This is a genomic window from Aliikangiella coralliicola (genome assembly GCF_007004725.1).
In the GTDB taxonomy this organism is placed as follows: domain Bacteria; phylum Pseudomonadota; class Gammaproteobacteria; order Enterobacterales; family Kangiellaceae; genus Aliikangiella; species Aliikangiella coralliicola.
Window position 1 is genome coordinate 297,158 of sequence record NZ_ML660162.1, and the last position, 21,428, is coordinate 318,585.

22 protein-coding genes are annotated in these 21,428 nt (G+C 42.0%); 10 read left to right on the forward strand and 12 right to left on the reverse strand.

Annotated features, from left to right (window positions below):
- Positions 1–224: 224 nt before the first annotated feature.
- Positions 225–1,088 (reverse strand): HEPN domain-containing protein, encoded by an 864-nt coding sequence (locus FLL46_RS07455; protein WP_142892862.1) that lies wholly within the window; start codon positions 1,086–1,088, stop codon positions 225–227.
- 254 nt (positions 1,089–1,342) lie between these two features.
- On the opposite strand from FLL46_RS07455, the gene FLL46_RS07460 reads away from it, so the two are divergent.
- Positions 1,343–2,878, forward strand: a complete 1,536-nt coding sequence (locus FLL46_RS07460) for an AbgT family transporter (protein WP_142892863.1) — start codon at positions 1,343–1,345, stop codon at positions 2,876–2,878.
- A 189-nt stretch (positions 2,879–3,067) separates the two neighbouring features.
- Entirely contained in the window at positions 3,068–3,706 is a 639-nt protein-coding gene (locus FLL46_RS07465; protein ID WP_142892864.1) for a YehS family protein, read from the forward strand.
- A gap of 13 nt (positions 3,707–3,719) precedes the next feature.
- Here the strand turns inward: FLL46_RS07465 and FLL46_RS07470 are convergent, their stop codons facing one another.
- The 5 genes from FLL46_RS07470 to purE all read right to left on the reverse strand — a co-directional run bounded on the left by FLL46_RS07470 (position 3,720) and on the right by purE (position 8,209).
- Complete coding sequence (locus FLL46_RS07470) at positions 3,720–4,562, reverse strand: sulfurtransferase (RefSeq protein ID WP_142892865.1); 843 nt, start codon at positions 4,560–4,562, stop codon at positions 3,720–3,722.
- Between the two features lie 84 nt (positions 4,563–4,646).
- On the reverse strand, positions 4,647–5,657 hold the full coding sequence (hemB, locus tag FLL46_RS07475; RefSeq protein ID WP_142892866.1) for a porphobilinogen synthase: 1,011 nt from the start codon (positions 5,655–5,657) through the stop codon (positions 4,647–4,649).
- Positions 5,658–5,721: 64 nt separating this feature from the next.
- A complete protein-coding gene (gene hemF / locus FLL46_RS07480; RefSeq protein ID WP_142892867.1) occupies positions 5,722–6,627 on the reverse strand; it encodes an oxygen-dependent coproporphyrinogen oxidase in 906 nt (301 codons plus the stop codon).
- Positions 6,628–7,108: 481 nt separating this feature from the next.
- On the reverse strand, positions 7,109–7,663 hold the full coding sequence (gene tsaC / locus FLL46_RS07485; protein ID WP_142892868.1) for an L-threonylcarbamoyladenylate synthase type 1 TsaC: 555 nt from the start codon (positions 7,661–7,663) through the stop codon (positions 7,109–7,111).
- Between the two features lie 39 nt (positions 7,664–7,702).
- Entirely contained in the window at positions 7,703–8,209 is a 507-nt protein-coding gene (gene purE / locus FLL46_RS07490; protein WP_142892869.1) for a 5-(carboxyamino)imidazole ribonucleotide mutase, read from the reverse strand.
- Positions 8,210–8,467: 258 nt separating this feature from the next.
- Between purE and bluB the strand changes: the two genes are divergently transcribed.
- Both bluB and FLL46_RS07500 read left to right on the forward strand, forming a co-directional pair.
- On the forward strand, positions 8,468–9,112 hold the full coding sequence (gene bluB, locus FLL46_RS07495) for a 5,6-dimethylbenzimidazole synthase (protein ID WP_142892870.1): 645 nt from the start codon (positions 8,468–8,470) through the stop codon (positions 9,110–9,112).
- Between the two features lie 1,022 nt (positions 9,113–10,134).
- On the forward strand, positions 10,135–10,332 hold the full coding sequence (locus FLL46_RS07500; protein WP_142892871.1) for a hypothetical protein: 198 nt from the start codon (positions 10,135–10,137) through the stop codon (positions 10,330–10,332).
- Here FLL46_RS07500 and FLL46_RS07505 read toward each other — a convergent pair.
- Positions 10,322–11,683 (reverse strand): Na+/H+ antiporter NhaC family protein, encoded by a 1,362-nt coding sequence (locus FLL46_RS07505; protein ID WP_142892872.1) that lies wholly within the window; start codon positions 11,681–11,683, stop codon positions 10,322–10,324. The genes FLL46_RS07500 and FLL46_RS07505 overlap by 11 nt on opposite strands.
- Positions 11,684–11,924: 241 nt before the next feature.
- Here FLL46_RS07505 and FLL46_RS27830 point away from each other — a divergent pair, with 241 nt between their 5' ends.
- The 3 genes from FLL46_RS27830 (at position 11,925) to FLL46_RS07515 (ending at position 13,398) form a co-directional block, all read left to right on the forward strand.
- Entirely contained in the window at positions 11,925–12,053 is a 129-nt protein-coding gene (locus FLL46_RS27830) for a hypothetical protein (RefSeq protein ID WP_281281952.1), read from the forward strand.
- A gap of 204 nt (positions 12,054–12,257) precedes the next feature.
- Positions 12,258–12,779, forward strand: coding sequence for an SRPBCC family protein (locus FLL46_RS07510; RefSeq protein WP_142892873.1), 522 nt, complete (start codon positions 12,258–12,260; stop codon positions 12,777–12,779).
- Between the two features lie 118 nt (positions 12,780–12,897).
- Complete coding sequence (locus FLL46_RS07515; RefSeq protein WP_142892874.1) at positions 12,898–13,398, forward strand: GNAT family N-acetyltransferase; 501 nt, start codon at positions 12,898–12,900, stop codon at positions 13,396–13,398.
- Between the two features lie 11 nt (positions 13,399–13,409).
- Here FLL46_RS07515 and FLL46_RS07520 read toward each other — a convergent pair whose 3' ends face one another.
- The 4 genes from FLL46_RS07520 to FLL46_RS07535 all read right to left on the reverse strand — a co-directional run bounded on the left by FLL46_RS07520 (position 13,410) and on the right by FLL46_RS07535 (position 16,597).
- A complete protein-coding gene (locus tag FLL46_RS07520) occupies positions 13,410–13,685 on the reverse strand; it encodes a PilZ domain-containing protein (protein ID WP_142892875.1) in 276 nt (91 codons plus the stop codon).
- A gap of 78 nt (positions 13,686–13,763) precedes the next feature.
- Positions 13,764–14,456 carry a DNA-3-methyladenine glycosylase I gene (locus tag FLL46_RS07525; RefSeq protein WP_142892876.1) on the reverse strand — a complete coding sequence of 231 codons (693 nt, stop codon included), beginning with the start codon at positions 14,454–14,456 and terminating at the stop codon, positions 13,764–13,766.
- A 33-nt stretch (positions 14,457–14,489) separates the two neighbouring features.
- Positions 14,490–15,290, reverse strand: a complete 801-nt coding sequence (locus tag FLL46_RS07530) for a thiol:disulfide interchange protein DsbA/DsbL (protein WP_168204085.1) — start codon at positions 15,288–15,290, stop codon at positions 14,490–14,492.
- A gap of 125 nt (positions 15,291–15,415) precedes the next feature.
- Positions 15,416–16,597: a multidrug effflux MFS transporter gene (locus FLL46_RS07535; RefSeq protein ID WP_142892878.1), complete on the reverse strand. Its 1,182-nt coding sequence runs from the start codon at positions 16,595–16,597 to the stop codon at positions 15,416–15,418.
- A 221-nt stretch (positions 16,598–16,818) separates the two neighbouring features.
- Between FLL46_RS07535 and FLL46_RS07540 the strand changes: the two genes are divergently transcribed.
- Positions 16,819–17,721 (forward strand): LysR substrate-binding domain-containing protein, encoded by a 903-nt coding sequence (locus FLL46_RS07540; protein WP_142892879.1) that lies wholly within the window; start codon positions 16,819–16,821, stop codon positions 17,719–17,721.
- Between the two features lie 39 nt (positions 17,722–17,760).
- Here the strand turns inward: FLL46_RS07540 and FLL46_RS07545 are convergent, their stop codons facing one another.
- Complete coding sequence (locus tag FLL46_RS07545) at positions 17,761–18,258, reverse strand: hypothetical protein (protein WP_142892880.1); 498 nt, start codon at positions 18,256–18,258, stop codon at positions 17,761–17,763.
- 224 nt (positions 18,259–18,482) lie between these two features.
- Here FLL46_RS07545 and FLL46_RS07550 point away from each other — a divergent pair, with 224 nt between their 5' ends.
- Complete coding sequence (locus FLL46_RS07550; protein ID WP_142892881.1) at positions 18,483–19,970, forward strand: FG-GAP repeat domain-containing protein; 1,488 nt, start codon at positions 18,483–18,485, stop codon at positions 19,968–19,970.
- Between the two features lie 240 nt (positions 19,971–20,210).
- Complete coding sequence (locus tag FLL46_RS07555; protein ID WP_142892882.1) at positions 20,211–21,428, forward strand: pyridoxal phosphate-dependent aminotransferase; 1,218 nt, start codon at positions 20,211–20,213, stop codon at positions 21,426–21,428.

A 21,428-nucleotide genomic window follows, 5' to 3' on the forward strand; every position in this document is an offset into this window, starting at 1 on the left:
TCTTCGTTCAATAAAGTCAATAGCTCGTGTTGGCAGGCAGCCTACTTAAGAAAAGGAATAGATTTTGAAAAGATGCTAACAAAAAGTACTAAGCTAATCACCCCGCATGATTATTTTCTAGCCTTAGGAAATTCGGACGAAGGACATCTACGCCTATAAGTTCCCATTCAATCAACAAATCCCAAACAGTGCTATGAAAGAAATTCGCAATGTAATTAACGATATTATTCCTCGCAAAAACTCCCAATTTTCTCCCCACAAAGCCTCTCAGTCATCTCCTGCAAAACCTCAACCCGATCAGCCAACCAAACCAACTCTTCCTTACTAATCGAATAACTCGGCTTATAACGCGCATTAATATAAGCTTTACGCAACAATCGAAAACGTGTTTTTTCTTCTTCTGTGCCTTGTGGAAAAACTTTCACAAACTGCGGCTCAATGCTGTTAACTCGATGGCTTAATTTATTCAAATCGTGGGGGCTGGGTTTGTAGCGGGTGTAAACTAATAAAACTGCGCCATATAACCTTTCCGCAACTTGGTGAAGAAGAAAAACAGCTTCTTTGTAATCCTCTTCTTCAAAATAAAAATGATAACCTTTAAAAAGTTTTACCGCATTATTAAACCAATACTCAAAATCCTTTTCCGCTAATTCCTTTCTCTGTTGCAAATCAAATTTGCCCGGCTCCGCCAATTCAAAATTACCGGAGTCAAAAAGCAAAATTCCTTCTCGCTTAATATCACTATAAAAATATTGATGTTCAGTTAAACGCCGATTAATAAACTCAATATCTTCAGCAATCAAACTAATCGGTGTTCTTTTAATGGAATGCATTAAACTTTGATCAAGCGGCCGATTTTGCTCAATCTTACCTGCCTGCACCCTGGTTTCTGTGATCACCAAAATATCGTAATCACTCTGGTAACGATATTGCTGCGTTTGTGGATCTAAATCTTCAACCCAGTCACCGCGGGCATAGCTGCCAAACAAGATCACCATTTCAGGCTGCACCCGCTTGCAAATTATCTCAACAGCACGAAGTATTTCCTGCTGCTTTTGTTCTGGTAGATGTTCAAGAGATGTTTTCATGGGGCAATCATAAAACAAAAAGGTTGGCTGGGGTAGTGATGGTTTTTATCAGTCGCTTTGTTTACCACCAAACAAGGTAGTTCAAGCCTTCAACTGTCAAAACACTATTCATTGAGCTAGTGCCAGGCGTATGACCCAGATGTCACAAAAAACTTGCTGAAAATCAACGCCTCCACTTTTACACCACCCAAAAGCTGTGGCAGTATAGTTTTTGATAGAGAATAAACTAATCATAACAAAAACACGGAGCCATTATGTCAACTTCCAGTAGCTGGACAATGCGTGCCCTCGATAAGGTTGAAAAAGTTGGGAACAAGTTACCTGATCCAGCCATTATCTTCGCATTCTGCCTTTTTGCCGTATGGGTTTTATCGGCGATTTTTTCCCAATTTACCTTCGACGCCATTGACCCAAGAAGCGGTGAAGCAGTCGTTGTTAATAACCTGTTAACCGGTGATAGCCTCGCGAACTTTTTATCCCGAATGGTCACAATATTCACTGGATTTGCGCCGTTGGGCGTGGTGCTAGTCGCCATGTTAGGCGTTGGCGTAGCCGAACACTCAGGTTTCATTAGTGCCGGTCTGAAGCGAATGCTGGATAGTACGCCCAAGATGCTTCTAACTCCCATGGTAATTTTGATCGCGATTATCAGCCATACCGCGACTGACGCAGGATATGTACTGGTTATCCCGCTTGCCGGTGTAATTTTTTACGCGATGGGTAGACATCCTCTAGCAGGTATTGCGGCAGCGTTTGCCGGTGTTAGCGGCGGGTTTTGTGCCAATTTTATTCCGTCAGCCATCGACCCTTTGTTGCAGAGCTTTACTCAAAGCGCGGCTCAGTTAATCGATCCAGACATTCAGGTCAACCCATTAAATAACTGGTTTTTTAATTCGGCGTCTACCTTGCTAATTGTTTCAATCGGTTGGTATTTGACCGATAAAATTATCGAACCTCGTCTTAAGGATGTGGAAGTCGATGGTGATCCAGAAGAAATCCCTCGTTTCGATGAACTTGATCAAAAACAATCTCGTGCCTTGAGATATGCCACACTGACAATGGTAGTCGGAATCATTGCACTGGTGTTTATATTAATTCCAGGTGATTCACCATTACGCGACTCAAACGGTAAACTGACATCCTTTGCAGCGCCTATTATGCAGTCTATCGTCCCTTTGATATTTCTGCTTTTCTTATTGCCAGGTATGGTTTATGGCTTTATGTCGGGCACCTTTAAAAACACCAAAGACATGATTGATACCATGACCAAAGCAATGCAGGGCATGAGCTATTACATTGTTATGGCGTTTTTCTGTGCGCTCTTTATCGATGCGTTTGGTAAATCTAATTTAGGCGCGTTATTGGCAATTGAAGGCGCCGAAGTATTAAAAGCAATGCAATTACCCAGCATGGTCACCATTGTCGGAATCATATTGTTAACCGCATTCGTGAATTTATTTGTGGGTTCTTCTTCGGCAAAGTGGGCATTATTAGGACCAATCTTTGTGCCCATGTTGATGCAATTAAATATTTCACCGGATTTAACCCAGGCCGCCTACCGTTTAGGTGATTCATCTTCCAATATTATTACTCCGCTTATGCCTTATTTCCCATTAGTTGTGGTTTATTGCCAGCGGTATGTTAAATCAACGGGAATTGGAACTTTATTATCGCTCATGTTGCCCTATTCACTTTGTATTTTAGCCTTATGGACAGTATTTTTGCTTATATATTGGGGATTGGGAGTGCCGTTAGGGATTCAGGCTAGTTATGTTTATCCTGCGGGGTAATCGCTAAAGACAATCAACTCTATATAGAATCAATTCTAAGTTCAGTCTGTTCCGAGGCGGCAATTATTGTCGCCTTTGATCCCTACCATAATTTCGATCTTGCTATGTTGAGCATATAGTATTACTTTATCCCTTCCCCACCGCCGGGCGGCGACTTGCCCGACAACCAACCGCACATTGGAGAAATTCGTGACTAATAACGACGTATTACGCCGCCTGAGATATACCTTCAATTTCAATGACCAAAAAATGGTTGCGTTATTTCAACTAGCAGGGCTCGAAGTAACCACCCAAATAGTGATCAGTTGGTTAAAAAAGGACGAGGATAGTGATTTTGTTGAATGTAACGACAATCAATTGGCACATTTCTTAAATGGATTAATTATCGATCGCCGAGGTCAAAAAGGGGAAAATAAACACGTCGCTGAAGAACGTCTTAACAATAATATGATCTTGGTAAAGCTTAAGATTGCTTTGAGTCTAAAATCGAATGATATTGTCGACCTGATGAAAGATACTCACTTAAGTATCACAAAAGCAGAACTAGGTGCCTTTCTACGAAAACCCGACCATAAAAACTTTAGAAGGTGTAAAGATCAATTTTTGAGAAACTTTTTACTCGGCATCGATAAGAAATTTAACGTTAAACGCCCTGAAAAATATATCGTTAATAAAGAAGCCGCGCAAAAAAATAGCCATATTTATAAAAAAAGTGCCCAAAAGTTCGCTAAATCTGAAGGTAAGAAAAAGGTATTTGTTAACCCTAATGTTAAACCGCCTGCTAAAAAAGTTTCTGAAAGTACGCTTTCACGAAAAAAGCGGAGCTGAAACCTCAGTAATTTTATTTTTCAATCGGCAAATCCGTCCGCATGCCCCACTCAGCCCAAGATCCATCATAAACTGACAAGTTTTCATAACTACACTCATCGGCAACCAATGCCAATACACTCGCAGTAACCCCGGAACCACAACTAAAAACTAAACGCTCTGCATCGGCTTTCACAACAGAATAAAATTGCTCAGACAGTTGATGCTTATCTTTAAAAAACCCATCGTCCAGCAAATCAGGAAATGGAATACAAGATGCACCAGGAATATGTCCACCGCGAGAACCTTCTCGTGGTTCTGGTTCTTCTGCATTAAACCGACCTTTAGAACGGGCATCGATTACCTGGATTTTCTGATTACTGATAGATTCTAAAACCTGCTCTGCAGAAAAAACCATTTCTGGTTTAAACTTTGACTGAAAATTACCGGTTTGCTTTGGAAGAGAAAAATTCGCCTGAGTGGCTCCACCGGCTTCAATCCATTTGGGTAGCCCACCATCAAGTACAAAAACTTTGTCATGTCCAAAAGCTTTAAACATCCACCAAGCTCGTGGCGATGAAAAAATCCCCATAGCGTCGTAACAGACGATAGTTGAATCTGAGTTGATTCCCAATTTTTGCGCGGCTTGTTGAAATTCGTCCGCACTAGGCAGCATATGCGGCAAGTCAGTATTTTGATCACAAATTTCTGTGTCGAAATTAAATTCCTGCGCACCTTCGATGTAAACTGGTGCCTGCTCAACCGGGTTACCATTTGGTTGAATTTTCATGGTGGCATCCAGAATGATCAAATTGGAATCGTGCAGATTCTGTTTTAACCATTCAACTGAAACGATATTAGAAACTCGATTATTCATCTGCACTCCCGAATGTGGTGACTTGCAATTTTCGATTCGGATACTTTAATTCAATTTTTAGATTGTCGAATTGATAAAAGTCAATTACTCAGCCAGCCAACGTGCCACATCTTTCGCATAATAAGTCAAAATCGCATCGGTTCCTGCTCTTTTAAAACCTACCATGGCTTCAAGCACACATTTTTTCTCATCAATCCAGTCATTGGCTGAAGCCGCTTTTAACATCGCATACTCACCGCTCACATGGTAAGCCATCACCGGTATTTTGAAGTTTTGTTTAACACGGTAAATCACATCCAGATAAGGCATTCCCGGCTTCACCATCACCATGTCCGCACCTTCATTTAAATCCAGTGCAATCTCGTGTAGTGACTCATCACCATTTGCCGGATCCATTTGGTAAGTTTTTTTATCAGCTTTTCCCAGGTTGCCCGAAGAGCCAACGGCATCTCGAAACGGCCCGTAAAAAGCAGACGCATATTTTGCCGAATAAGCGAGGATTTTGGTGTTGGTAAAGCCCTCAATTTCTAACGCTTCTCGGATTGCGCCGATACGGCCATCCATCATATCGGACGGAGCCACTACATCTGCACCGGCAACCGCATGGCTCACTGCCTGCTGAATTAGCACTTCAACAGTTTCATCATTTAAGACATATCCGCTATCATCGATAATGCCGTCTTGTCCGTGACTGGTATAGGGATCAAGCGCGATGTCAGTGATCACACCTAACTCTGGAAATTTTGCTTTAATTTCAGTAACTGCTTTTTGAACCAAACCATTCGGGTTATATGCTTCTTCGGCTAACAAAGACTTTTTTGCACTGTCGATTACCGGAAACAAAGCCACTGCCGGAATACCCAACTCAACCACTTCTTCCAACTCAACCAACAAATTATCCAGCGTTTTTCTTTCGACCCCCGGCATGGAGCTAACGGCTTCGGTTTTATTTTCACCCTCGAGAACAAATACCGGGTAAATGAGATCATCAGCAGACAATTTATTTTCAGCCATTAAGCGACGAGAAAAATCATTGGCGCGCATGCGGCGTGGACGAGTGAAAGGATAGCTACCTTGAGTGGTGTACTGGGCCATGGTGTTTCCTTAAAATTATTTGCGTTTGTCGGTTAGGTTAGCAGAGGATTAACCTTTCATCTTTTTACGCTAACCAGTTTTTTGGTTTTAGAAAATAGTCGGTTAACCGCTCTTCTTCACTGCCTGGTTCAGGTTGCCAATCATAATACCAACCAACATCAGACGGAAGTGACATCAGAATAGATTCGGTTCGCCCACCGGTTTGCAATCCAAACAATGTCCCTCTGTCGTAAACTAAATTAAACTCAACGTAACGCCCTCTACGCATTTTCTGAAACGTTTTCTCTCTTTCACCAAAAGACTCGTTTTTCCTTTTTTCGGCAATTGGCGCATAAGCCTTGAGATAGTGGTCACCTACACTACGGGTAAACTCAAATGATTTATCAAAACCAGGCTCATTTAAATCATCAAAAAATAGACCGCCTACTCCCCTGGCTTCATTACGATGTTTGATAAAGAAATAATCATCACACCATTTTTTATATTTTGAGTAAGTTTCTTCACCCAGCGGTTCACATGCCTGTTTCGACATTTGATGCCAGTGGACACAATCTTCTTCAAATCCATAATAAGGCGTTAAGTCAAATCCGCCGCCAAACCACCACACAGGATCGTGGCCTTCTTTCTCTGCAACAAAAAAACGTACATTCATATGGGAGGTTGGTACGTATGGATTGTGTGGATGCATCACCAGGGAGACACCCATTGCCTGAAAGCTTCTACCGGCCAGCTCGGGCCTGACGGCTGTGGCCGAACCGGGCAATTTATCCCCCATCACATGGGAAAAGTTGACACCGCCTTTTTCAAATACAGCACCTTCGGACATAACACGTGTGATACCACCGCCACCTTGCTCTCGCTGCCACTGGTCGACAATAAAGTCCGATTGGCCGTCAATTGCCGTGAGTTCGGTGCAAATAGTTTGCTGGAGATTAAGAAAATAGTCTTTTACTGCTTTGATATCAGTCATTAAATGATCTCAAGTTGGTGTCATTTGGGGGAGATATGCTTGGTTGTTATTCTACCTGAATTTGAATGGTGAAATAGAGGAGAATTGTTGTCTTTTTGTTTTTTGGGCTTAGTTGAAATTGGTGTTTTATTAGAGTGCGTTTATTAAATGCGGTTTCGCATCGCTTTGCTTGCATGCGACTTACTTTTTTCAAGAGCAAAAAAAGTAAGCAAAAATGCCCTGTCGCTCAGCCGCTGGGCAACGCGAATACGTTAGTCATAAAAGATTCAATTAGTCTTTTGCGCCTACCAACTGTTTTTGCTTGAGTTGTTGTAAAACAACCCACAGAATCGAGATCTGATAAATATTACTACCTGAATTTAGGTGAAAAGATACGGGAAACAAAGCCTTTCGATTTTTACCTCAACAGACAATGGCAAGCTCATTTACCGCTTTTGTTTTAACGCATTTAAAATTCAATCGAACATTGCGATATCAACCCTCACTCCCTAACAACAACCCCAGTCTCAATATCAACAATTCTAGAAGGACTCTGCCCCCCAACTTCACCACCAACAACATAATCAATCCCCTCAGGCATCAAAGTTTTAACTTGCAATTCGCTGGTAAGCGCTTCCTCACCGGCAAGATTACAACTAGTGGAGACTAACGCTGAATTCAGCTCCTCACATATCGCGTTCGCCACTGGGTGCTGCGTTATCCGCACAGCCAATTTTGGATGCTGGCCACAAAGCAATTCTGAAACATTCGCTTGCCTGGGGATCAACCAGGTAGTCGCACGAGGCTCAATTTGAGTGATTTGCTCTAATTGTGCAGAAGATAACTTTTGAATATAGGGAAATGCTTGCTCAATTTGACTGACCAGAATAATCAAGCCTTTATGCGCCTCGCGCCGTTTAATGGCTAAGATTTGATTGAGCGCATGATTATTATCAGGATCACAACCCAACCCGTAAACAGATTCTGTGGGATAAGCAATAACGCCGCCAGCTCGAACAGCATCGACGGCGTTATTGATAGACTCGCGGCTTAACATGAGGTTAGGCCAGGCCGAGACATCGAATCGAAATTCGAATTAGCTGTTAAGCGTTTGCTGGAGTGCAGCGTCTTTTGCGATGACTGCTTCAGCATTAGCTTTACGGTCGTCTGCAACTTTTTGCGCCATAGCTGGGTCTGCGATACCTAGCATTTGTGCTGCAAGATACCCAGCGTTCTTCGCGCCTGCTTTACCGATAGCAACAGTAGCAACAGGAACGCCGGCAGGCATCATCACTGTCGACAATAACGCGTCTTGACCTTTTAATGGACCACCGTCCATTGGTACACCAATAACAGGCTTAGTTGTTAAACCAGCAACCGCACCAGCAAGGTGAGCAGCCAGACCTGCGGCGCAGATAAATACCTGGCATCCGCGTGATTCTGCGTCTTTAACAAACTCATGCGTAGCGGCAGGTGTGCGGTGAGCGGAAGTGACTTTCACTTCACAAGTGACACCCAAATCTTTAAGAACCTTATAGGTGTTTTCCATTACCGGCCAGTCAGAATCCGATCCCATCAAAATTGCGACAAATGCTTTGCTCATTACGATACCTTTTCAAAAAAAAGCTAGTTTTTAAATATAGCCAATAAAGCTATAAACCAGACTAAAAAATTGGCTAAATTTCAGCCAGAAAAAACAAGGGCCGTATTCTAGCAAAACCAGATTTAAAAAGGGAAGCTATCGACAAAGAAAACCGATGAAAATTACCTTAGTTATCGCCGAAATGCTGCTTTTCCGTTAAACTTTGCCATCATTCGGTCAATTTTAGTCGACCAATTTTAGATAATCAGGATCTGGAAAATGAGTAATCAGCAGTTCTCTGAGCTTGATCGGCAGCAACTTGAAGCCATTATGCGCGCCAGACGTGATGTTCGAGGCAATCGTTTTTCTGATCAACCAGTGCCACCAGCCGCCATTGAAAAAATCCTGGAAGCGGCCAGCATTGCTCCGTCTGTTGGTTTTTCGCAACCATGGGAGTTTGTTATGGTTGAAAACAAATCTACCAGACAAAAAATTGTCGACAGCTTTAATCAAACCAATAATATCGCAAAGCAGCAGTTCAAAGACGAAAAACAAGCTTTATATGCCAAACTTAAACTGGAAGGAATCCAGGAAGCGCCGGTGAACATCGCCGTTTTTTATCGCCCATCAAAACTTCCCGTTCTGGGTCAATCTTCGATGAAGGAAACCGGTCGTTATAGCGTGGTATGCGCTATTCAAAACATGTGGTTGATGGCCAGAGCGATGAATATTGGATTGGGATGGGTGAGTATTTTGGACCCCAACGATGTTAAATCTGTTCTTAATGCACCTGAAGATGCGGAATTTATTGCTTATCTTTGCTTGGGATATGTGGAAGAGTTTTTGGAGCAGCCTGAGTTGGAGATGGTTGGATGGGAGGAAAGGAAACCGTTAGAAAGCTGTGTTTTGATGGATTCTTATTGATTTTTTTAAAGGCGGTTTCGCATCGCTTTGCTTGCATGCGACTTACTTTTTTCAACAGCTAAAAAAGTAAGCAAAAAAGCCGAGCGCTTGCCGCTGGGCAATTGATACAGGCGAAATTCACTAGAAACAAACCTTTAGCACTGAAGTTGTTATTGAGATGCTATCGCCTGCTCTGTGGAAGGTAGTCTATACAATGAAGCATTGTTGCTGTTACGCATGCAGATTGTCGTTTGGTTCTTTCTAAGATATTAATTTTGTCGTGCTTTGATTAACTATTTTCAACTAGTTTCAGGATATATTGACTGTCCGCAATCACTAAATATGGGATGCGTGGGGGAGTATTTAGAGCAGTCCGAGTTGGAGATGGTTGGATGGGAGGAAAATAAATCTTTAGAAAGTTGTGTTTTGGTGGATTCTTATTGATTTTTTAAAGGCGGTTTCGCACCGTTTCACTTGCATGCGACTTACTTTTGCCAACAGCTGCAAAAGTAAGCAAAAAAGCCGTGTCGCTCAGCCTCTGGGCAATTGTTACAGGCGAAATTCACTAGAAACAAACCTTTAGCACTGAAGTTGTTATTGAGATGCTATCGCCTGCTCTGTGGAAGGTAGTCTTTACAAAGAAGCATTGTTGCTGTTACGCATGCAGATTGTCGTTTGGTTCTTTCTAAAATATTAATTTTGTCGTGGTTTGATTAGCTAGTTTCAGGATATATTGACTGTCCGCAATCATTAAATATGAGATACGTGGAGGAGTGAATTTATCTTTTGCTCCTACCTACTCATTCCTAGTAACCTTCCCACCGATAACTGATTTTGAGTTTAGATAAATTTAAAGTCGTAGATGAAGCTACGAATTAAAAATTGACAAAAGTCAGTTGGAAACCAGGGATAGTTGTTAAAGGCTCCTCGCCCAGCGGCTATAACGAGCTTGTGGAATTCATGACTCATTGGATTAAGCGGAAAAATGTTTGAGGGAACCGAGTTTTTTTCCGCCCAATGAGTCACTTTCAACAAGAAAAGGCATGAAAGGCTTATCAGTTCTTACAACACCAAACAAACTAGTTATCTTCAGCGAAAAAGCCTTTTTGCCTTCTTTTGCCTACATGGATGTAGGTAAGGGGCGTGAGCAGGACGCGGAAGCCTTGTGGCTTTGGACAAAAGAAGGTCGCATGCAAGCAAAGCGATGCGAAACCGCCCTTAATAACAAACCTAAATACTAACCCCAACCACCAAAAACCCAACCACACTCAGCCCCCCAGCCAAAAGCGCATAAGGCAACTGCGTCTTAACATGCTCCAGATGATCACACCCAGCCGCCAAAGAAGAAACGATCGTAGTATCAGAAATTGGCGAACAATGGTCACCAAACACCCCGCCTCCCATCACTGCAGCAAGAACCACTTCAACAGGGATCCCACTAGAAAGCGCGATCGGCACACCAATCGGGATTAAAATTCCAAAAGTGCCCCAAGATGTTCCAGTCGTAAACGAGATAATCGCCGCACTAATGAAAATCAACGCCGGCACAGTCCATAAAGGCAGATTTTCAGTAACCATTTGAGAAACAAATTCTCCTGTCCCTAAGGCTTTCATGCTATTGCCCAAAGCTAATGCCAAAAGAACTGTCGTCACCAAAGGCAGAAGATCGGACATCCCCTTGAAACTCCATTTAACCAAATCTCCGGCAGGCTGTTTCTGACTAGAAAAACGAAGCATGATAAAGGCTGTCAGACAAGCTAAACCCACAGCCCACAATACCGATTGAGACCCTGACCCTTCAAGGATTTTGCCTTCACCGGTATACCACATAAAAAACAGGATGCCGCCAATCATGACCAGTAACGGAACGATCATAAAACTGGTGCTGGTAGCGTCCGGCGTTTTTTCCTGCTCTACCTGAATATTCGCCAAATTCTGCTCAGATTGTTGCATTGGACCGAAAACTCGACCACTCCACACTGTATAAAAAACCAGGAATAGCGTCAGCCACGAGTAAAGGTTATAGGGAATAGAATAAACCAGACTTTCAACGGCGTTATCAAGTTCATATCCACTGAGTAAACTCAAAATATAAGCTCCCCAGGCATTAAAAAGAATGATGACGCAGATTGGTGCGCAAGTTGAATCAATGATATAGGCTAAGCGGGCTCGACTCATTTTCAGCTTATCGAAGAGATCGCGAGAGATAAAACCGGCGGTTAGTATGCTCAAATTGGTTTCTATGAAAATCACGATGCCCAACAAAGTCGGCAGTGCACTGACTTGTCGCTTGTTGCTTGCCAGCCCACGATGACTGACCCAGTTGACAAAAGCCGCGACGCCGCCGGAATGTTTGATTAAGCTCAGTAAGGCGCCTATCAAGAGGCTAAAGATTAAGATTCTGGTATTTCCCGCGCTGGAAAATACATCGACAATACGGTCAAATACGCCAAGAAAGCCGGTGGCCAAATTAAAACTAACCAACAGTGATTCGGCGACAAACAGCGCTGCTAATAGAGAGATAATGACGTCTTTTTTCCATACTGCAACAACGATTGCCACAGTTGGCGGTAACAGCGTTAACCAATCCACAATTATTCCCCTCAACAAAAATTGATTTATTTGACTAATTTTTTTGCCATTAAACCACTTTTAATCTAGAAAGATCCATTAATTCACACTATTTCAATCAGTTATAACGTGGTCTGAAAATTGCTACATTTTAAAATAAATATGGAATAATAAGGTTGTCAAACCACCCAGATGAGTTTTTATCAAATAGTTTGACCACCAATTCTAAGCAACTTCGAATTTTAACTGGCAGGAGATAAAAATGTTTGAATTGATCATTGGGATAATTATCGGTGCAACATTCGCAGAATTTTGGCGGCATTTGTACCGAATGATTAAGCGAAAGGTGTCTAAGTGGATGTCAGATAACAACAGCTCCGAAAATCGCTAAAATCAATGATTAACACAGGCGATTTTCTAGAATGTGTCGCGCACAATGTAATTTAGCCGCTAACTAACTTCAAGATTAGCATCACTGACAAACACCGGAAACATAGGGATCCGGTGTTACCGTTTTCAGTACTTATCACCACAGTTTTTAGGTGCTATAGTTTCAAATAAAATAAACAATCCAACCAACAAGGGCCAAACTACCATGAAAACTTTTCTGAAAATTTTTGGGGGATTAATCGTTATTTTTATTGTCGTTGGCTTATTTCTCGACAATAAAATCAATATCACTCGCGAAATCGAAGTTAACGCGACGCCGGAGCAGATCCACGTTTACGTCGGCGATTTAAATAAATGGCCGGAGTGGACACCATGGGCTGAAATGGACCCAACCATGAAAACCATTCCAGGCGATCTTTCCAGCGGCGTGGGTGCATCTCAATCATGGAAAGGCGAAAGCGGTTCAGGTGGACTTAAATTCACCGAGTCTTCCCCAACGAAAGGCATTGCCTACGATATGACGTTTGATGGTGACCCAACTGTTTATATTGCAGGAATGCGCTACAAATCTAACGGGAATACAACCACGGTTTCCTGGTATATGACCGGAGAAATGGGTCCGATTATCATTGGTAATTACTTTGCCCAACTCATGGATACCCTCATCGGCGACAGCTTCGACTCAGGTCTTGAAAAGCTTAAAAAAGTTGTCGAGGAAAACAAATAGTCGTCGCTTCATACAGTAGCTTTTATACATTGTTTTATGAGTTAGTTACATTGGTTGTGGCTAACTCAATCGACGATAGAAGAGCAAAAGAAAAGTAGCCCACGGAAATGTAGTACCAATGGAAACTCCAAAAACACTGTCAATCAGTGAAATCAAGATCAGAAAAGCCAGACTGGAAGATGCCGCTGCGATCTCATCTCTTATTATTCCTTTGTTAAAAAAGTATGTCAGCCACGAATTCACTCCACAAGCTCAAATCACTATGCTGAACACAATGAGTGAATCAAAAATTGCAGAAAACATAAGCAGGGATTTTGAATATTATCTCGCTGAATATGGCCCTAAAGAAGCCAGCCCAGCAATCTTGGCGGGAGTTATTGGCATGAAAGGAAAAGATCACTTATTTCATTTATTTGTTGCGGAGCGTTTTCATCGAGCGGGAATCGGAAACAAACTTTGGCATTTTATGCTCAGCCAAAACAATGAATCGCAATTTACCGTTTACTCTTCCCGATTTGCTGTGGCGTTTTATCAAAAATTGGGGTTTCAATCAATCGGAGAGCCAATGAAAGAAGGTGGGGTGCTGTGTTATCCGATGGCCGTTGAAGTTAATCGTTAACTAACTTGAGGCTAACTGTCCAGCATATATTGGATACCGGCACCGTATCGATTAGTCCACGCAATTCTAGCGACAAGTACTGGCGGATTATCCAGCCCTTCCGCTGATTGCACCTGAATAACTGTGTCAACTTTAAGCAATGAGAGGACTTTCCCTTCGATAAACAATCCGCCATCAGAAAAGTCCATGGTTTGCGTCTTAAACCGCTGAAAAGACTCTCCTGATACAAATACATTGGTGCGAATAGGTAATCGTTTGTGCTTTCGCTGTTCTGAGTGTTCCGTCATATACCAGTATTAATTCAACAAGTTCCTGATATAAAACAGTTTAGTTTAATCTCCCTGAATTACCAACTCAGGGGAGAATTAATGATCAGCATTGATGATATTCTCACCGATAGAACAAGAAATGATTCGACTGATTTCTGCCATTGATCGACCACTTTGTTGCTGCCACTCATTAAAAGCACTTTGTACTGCGGCCAGATCTTTTTGTGAGCTTGGTCGTTTACTCACAATATCCTGACCAATCAAATAAGCACTAACATCACGGGTTAGCAAAAAGGTATCTTTACCAACAGCACGTAAAAAATAGGGACCGGTATTACCGCCAAGACGCGCACCGTTCTTTTTAAGATAAAGCCACAGCTGGGTGATTTCATCAACTGGCCAGTCAGCAATAAAGTGACCAAAACCATCATGTTTTTTTGCAAGCATTTTTACAAAATAGGCATTCTCACGCACCGCTTTAACTTTGGTAAAGTTGCGAATGATACGAGTATCCTGTGCCATTTTCTCAATTTGCTCATCGCTGGCCAACGAGAGTTTTTTCGGTTCGAAATCCCACATGACTTCATTAAAACCGGGCCATTTATTTTCAACGACCCGCCACACAAAGCCAGACTGGAAAATCTTTTTAGCCATTGCTGACAAATATTCTCTGTCTGGTAAAGCGCTCAATTGTTTGGGCGTTTTCACATCCGGCATCAAAGCTTGTAATTCTTCTTCGCCGCCTTTTCTTTTTGCGGCTCGTTTATGAATAACCGAAAACTTTTCCATCAGCGCTTCTCTAAATATTGGTCTAAATATTGGCTATTTAGTTTTGCAGCCATTTTCAAGCTTTAAGGTTTCATCAACCACCTTAAAAACTTCATCATGCCCGCCGGCTGCGGTGATATTAGTCATATACTGATGATTAACCAAAACTTGTGGAACGCTTGATATCTTGTATTTCTGTAATAACTCAAAGTCAGCTTCAATTGATTTAGTCAAAGCGTCCTGGTTTTGTAGCGTCTCTAAAGCCTTTGCTTTATCAGCGCCTTGTGCCGCTAGAAACTCGGCCGCTTCTTCGGGTGACGCAAATAATTTCTTTTCCTTGTGAAAACGCTCAAACAATGCCGGTTGCGTTTTCTCCAGCACTCCTAACATCTTCGCCGCATGGTGAACCAGAACCATAGAACCGAGTTGTTGATGGCCTAGTGTTGTTGGAATACTCACAAACTTAACTTTATCAGCATTCTGTTTACGCCATGCTTCTGCAGCAGGTTCAAGATCGTTACAGTGAGGACAGTGATAGGCAAAAAACTCAACTACGACAGGTTCACTACACTCAAATTGCGGCTCGACTTTTTGGTATTTCTCGCCAGGCTGTACTTTGGCCTGATGTTCGTGCCCGTCGCCGGAATGAGCGTGTCCATGATGATCTGCCTGCGGTTTCTCTGCTTCTGCTACTTTAGGTGTCGCATCAGCTTGCTTTGGTTGCTCTTTGGTTGCCGCGGCCTTAGATTGAGACGTTTCCGACCCTGAGGCATCCTTTGATTCTTCCGCCTGACAACTTGCCAGTATCAATACGCTGATAACGATGAATAATTTTACAATGCTGAAATGCTTCACTGGATCTCCTGAGCTTATGATGATGGTCGGAAAAAACAAGCCAGCATCATAGCAACATTGACAGAGCAGTTATAGTGAATTGGACCAATTGTCGGATTTTTGGGATAAATTAAACACCCAAAGGCTTATGCGGTCACCAGTTCAGCGGGTTTGGAGCGATAATAATGTGCTAAAAAACAGACCACCATAACACTAACTGCGGTAACTATCAGATAGGCAACAGGATTCGCTGTACCGTCAAAAAATAGCGCCAACAGAGGTCCGCCCAGCGCGCCACTCCCAAACCTCAAAGTACCAATTACTGCGGTTGCAGTGCCTGTCTGCTGGCTGAACTGTTGCAAAATAATGGCATCAGAATTGGCCGAAATGATCATTATGGTAGAAACCATCAACAGTAATGACACAATAATCATTACATTAACCTGAGCAATCACTGCAGCAAAAAACAATCCTGCCAGCAGGGCCACTACAATCACCGAGTTTTTTAGAATTTTCGGCGAACCAAACCTTGGGACCAGGCGCGTATTAATGAAACTGGCAAGAATAAGACCGCCAACATTGGCACCAAACAACCAGCTAAATTGCGCCTCAGAGAAGCCAAGCACCTGAATATACAAAAATGAGACTGAAGTAATATAGGTAAAAAAGACAAAGGAGGCGAGCATCGACACCGCGAGATAACCCTGAGTCAATTTATTAGACAGAACAAGCCGATAACTATTGATAAAGCTTACAGATGGTGCATTTTTGCCATCATTTCGCGCCGCTTCAAGTTTAGGGAAAAATATGCTTGCAACAATGAGCATTATTGCTCCGTAAACACCCAAAAACTGAAAAATCAGGCGCCAGTCGTCGAGCAGCATTAAGTAGCTTCCTAAAGCGGGTGCAACCATGGGAGCGACCATCATAATCATAGAAACATAGGAAAGTCCCTTGGCTGTGTCTTTACCAAAAAGTTGTCTTATCGCCCCGGGAATAACAACTGTTGCAGCGCCGCCGCTGACTGCTTGCAACAGTCGGAAAATCAGGAATAATTCAACTTGTTGGACAAAAACCAACAATACGGTGAAAGTAACAAATCCAAACAATCCAGCAATTAACAAGGGCCTGCGACCGATTCGATCAGCTAAAGGTCCGAATAGGAACATACCACCGGCATAACCCGCCAGGTAAATACTAAGTGAGTTCTGGATCGCGCGAATATCAGTGTTTAGCGAATCGGCTATTTGCAGCATCGCCGGTAAATATAGATCAATCGCCAGCGGAGTGATCGCGAAAATAGCTGCAAAAAGGGGTAAATATCGCATTGAGAATCACCAATCAAAGTTATCCGTTGATCAAAATCCATTGCCAAGAAAACCTCTTCCTTGAGGCCAAGCCTGCAGACTGAATGCAAGTTCGATGGTGAATATTTTAGCTTTTGACTAACTATACGTATATAGCATAGTATTAATACCAACTATTACAAATGAACATACATAAGCACAGCGTACTTCGATTGAAATGCCCGTAAATACGAGTTTATTCGATGAAAACCAACCTACCTGATTTCAGTCTGTTACCGGCATTAAAAACCCTGTTAATCGAGAAAAACGTTTCTCGTGCTGCAGACAAGATGAATCTGTCTCAACCTGCAATGAGCAGAATTTTCACTCGGCTAAAATCAGAATTTAACGATCCCTTAATGGTCAGAACCGGCAACCAATACCAACTGACACCCCGTGGCCATATTGTATTGCAACAACTGAATCAGTTAATGCCGCAACTCGAAGCGATTTGGCAGAGTGATGATTTGCCACTATCGGAAATTGAGCAAACGCTGGTTTTGTCAGGAACGGATATGGATATTGTTTATGTCAGTGAACGGATTCACCAAATTCAATTACAGGCACCTAAACTTCATCTGGCGATAAGAAGCGGTAACCCGCGCATTTTTGATGATGTGATCAATGGAGAGGTCGACCTGGCATTAACGGCTTTTGAAGATGAACGTGCAGGCTTATACCGAAAAATAGTCACCGATGAGCCTTTCGTAGTGGTCACCGGTAAAAATAATCCGTACACACCAGAAACGCTCGATTTGGACAACTATCTTCAATCTCGCCACGGGAAATTCTCATTTGCAGAATCAACCCGCGGCAGAATAGATGCAGCGTTAAAACATATGGGATTGAAAAGACAGATCAGCCTTTCACTACCAACATTCTTACAGATCCCTTCATTTTTAGCGGATCCCCACATACTTTTTTCAGTTCCCCAAAGTTTTGCTAATTATCTGGCGCAACACTTTGAAGTCAAAATATTGCCACTTCCTTTTGAGGTGCAATCACTATCGATTTATCTATATTGGCATGAACGGCTTCATTTCAGCCAGTTACACCGGTGGGTTCGTGAATCTTTGCTGAAACCAGCTAGCGACAACCTGAATTAATCTCAATTTCAAATAAAAAATAAATTCGCTTAAAAAAATTTAACCTTCCTTCAACACTTCAAGTAAGGCACTTTTTGCATCAGGGCAATGGTAAATAGTATTAACAACTTTAAAAAATGCACATTCAATTTCGATAACCTCTTGCTGCAGTACCATTAATAAAAGCTTATCAGAATCAGTATTTTCCAATCGGTAAAACCCCGATGATAAGTTGCGATCATCGAAATCTGTTTGCGCCAGGTAATCTTCTTTATCAAATCGATAGAGATTAACCGATGTATCCTCTGACTCATCCAGCTTTAAAACGACAAATGTGCGCGGCGTTGATAAAAAATCACGTTGTGCGGCATAAACAATATGGTTAACCTGTCGTTCAGTTTCAGTATGTGAAAATACAGCCCAGTCTGCTGCAGGATCTATCTGTGGAGAGGGGATTGTGTTAATTTTAATTGGTTGCATATTTTTAATCGCATAAGAAATAATGAACGGCTGTGGGTGTAAACCATTAGCAGGCCCAACCAGTTCGATGATAGCCATATATTACCACTAAGTATACTGGCCTGGATAAAGACAAGGGTTTAGATAAAGACAGGGGCTTGAATAAAGGCAGGGTTCTTAAATCAACAAAACGCTTAAGACCAAACCTTCAAATACCGAATGTTTTGCGTAATACTGAACCCAGCAGCAACTTATCGGTCGTATATTCAACAAGTATTAGTTAACTCGCCGGGTTAATCATTTTAACGTAGGAATTCAGGTTTATGTTTCGTCAGCTCTTAATCGCATTACTTATAGTTGGTACCAGTTTTTCAGTTTCTGCAAAAATTAAATTTAATCAGGCCCAGTTGGAAACTGATTTTAAGATCACCCATCCGGTAGAGGTCGTCAACTTACTTGGCCTTGAACACAAGCAGCTTATTATTTTTGGAGAAAACGAAGACAAAACCCGCCTTCTGGCAATTTATCGTTTTGACAAAGCAAGCCAGCAATATATTTTCGATAGCGAAACTGAAATTCCGGAAAACTTTCTCGCTTATGATTTTCTTGAAACTCAGCAAAAGCATAAACTGATTTTTCAAACTAACCAGGCATTAGTTGAATATTCCCCTACAAATCAGTCTTTCAAAACCTTTTCCGAAATCAACTCTATTTACCTTAGACCAAAAGCACAATTTCTCGCGAATAAAGACTTTATCAATGATATTAACGGTGACGATCGGGAAGATATTACGATAGTTGACTTTAAAAGCATTCATTTGTTTATGCAAAACGAACAAGGTGGTTTTACCCAACAATCTGTGCCCGTCACGCCCAAAATTCAGCATAATAGAGAATCGGCAACATACAACGAAACGCCGCTGTTTTTTGCCGACTTAAATCACGATGCCAAAAAAGACCTGATTACAGTGAAAGACGCAGGCTTAAAAGTATTTCCGCAAAATGGCAACGGAACCTTCAAACCGCAGGCCCATAATTTACAATTGCCCATTGATATCAGCGCATTAGATTGGTGGGAAATTCGCGAGTCAGATGGCGAGTCGCTTGATCAAAATGAACTTTCTCACCGAACGATTGACCGCATTGAAGATATTAACAATGATCAGATTCCCGACTTGCTGGTAAAATTTAGCCAAAGTGAAGGAGTGCTTGATCGCCAGAATGACTATGAAATTTACCTCGGAAAAATTGTCGAAGGTGCTATCAGCTATCCTGATAAACCAGATGATGTTATTTCCGCAGATGGTACCATCGCCGGACTCAAGATTATCGATATTGACGGTGACAAACGCTCCGAAATAATGGTCGCGAGCTTTGATATCGGCGTCTCTCAAATCATAGGCGCACTGCTTTCCGGCAGCATTGATCAAGATATTTATTTTTTTAAAATGGATGAAAATGACCGCTTTGGCGAAGAGCCAAACGTGGACAAAGAAGTCGAGCTCAATTTTAGCCTATCTTCAGGGAAAAGCGGCGAACCGGTAGTAAAAGTCGCTGATTTTAACGGCGACGGAGTAAAAGATCTGATGTTTTCCGATGGTGAAAAAACGCTAAAGACTTATCAGGGAAATGATAGTCAAAAACTGTTCGCCCGTAAGTCAACGAAGCATAAAGTACTCATTCCAAAAGATGGCGAGCTGGTTGAAACTACCGATATTAATAACGATGGCAAAGAAGACATTATTATTCGCTATGGCCGACAAGACGACGAAAAACTGAGTAATAAGATCATCCTGCTGATTGCAAGCTAGTCTCAAGTCCCGAATTAACCTGAGTTTTAACTCAAGTAACTCAGGTTAATTTCTCGAGAATTTCACACTATTCACTTTATAAATACCGTCAAGCATCGATTTTTCAAAATAAAATAATCGTTATATCAATAAATGCTATTTGAATTTAATCTTTAGCATTATTATGATTCTGTGAACCTGGTAATAGCCTGAATGGAACAGGCAAGCTCCGATTTTTAACCCCAACAAGATTGTTATTCGATGAAACCAATTAACCGATCTCAAAAACTCAGCGGCGTCTGCTACGATATTCGTGGTCCGGTATTAGAAGAAGCCAGACGACTAGAAGAAGAAGGCCATAAAATTCTGAAATTGAATATCGGTAACCCTGCGCCATTCGGTTTCGAAGCACCGGATGATATTCTAAAAGACGTCATTCATAATTTACCAACCGCACAAGGTTATGGGCCGTCAAATGGTCTTTACTCTGCCAAGGTTGCAATTCATCAGTACTACCAGACCTTCGGTTTACTCGATACTTCTGTGGATGATATTTACGTTGGCAACGGGGTCAGCGAATTAATTGTCATGGCAATGCAGGCCTTGTTAAATGATGGCGATGAAATTCTGGTTCCGTCTCCAGATTATCCTTTGTGGACTGCTGCCATAAAATTATCCGGCGGGACACCGGTTCATTATGTTTGCGATGAAGCGTCAGATTGGTACCCAGATCTCGATGATATAAAAAGCAAAATTACCGCTAAAACCCGGGCAATTATTATCATTAATCCTAACAACCCTACAGGTGCTGTTTATCCAAAAGAAATTCTGCAAGGTATTACTCAACTTGCCAGAGAAAATAACCTGATTATCTACAGTGACGAAATATACGATAAAATATTGTATAACGGTGCTAAGCATATCCCGATAGCAACGCTGAGTGACGACGTTTTCTGTATAACCTTTGGTGGTCTGTCAAAAAATTACCGGGTGGCTGGATTTCGCGTCGGCTGGATGATCTTAACCGGCCCGAAAAGACTCGCCCAAAATTATATCGGCGGCCTCGATATCTTGTCATCGATGAGACTCTGCGCCAATATTCCAATGCAACATGCGATTCAAACAGCACTCGGCGGCTACCAAAGTATTTACGACCTGACCGCCGACGATGGGCGACTTTATCAACAAATGGAGCTCAGCTATCAATTAGTGAATGCAATTCCAGGCGTTAGTTGTACTCGTCCTAAAGGCGCGATGTACCTTTTTCCTAAAATTGATATCGAAAGATTTAATATTAAGGATGACGAACAGTTTGTTCTGGATTTTTTACGTGAAAAACAAGTGCTATTAGTTCACGGTCGTGCATTTAATTGGCGAAAGCCCGATCATTTTAGAATTGTTTTCTTGCCCCATCACGAAGAACTTGAACAAGCAATTATGGCCTTAGGAGAATTTCTGGATGGTTATCAGCAGGTTTAG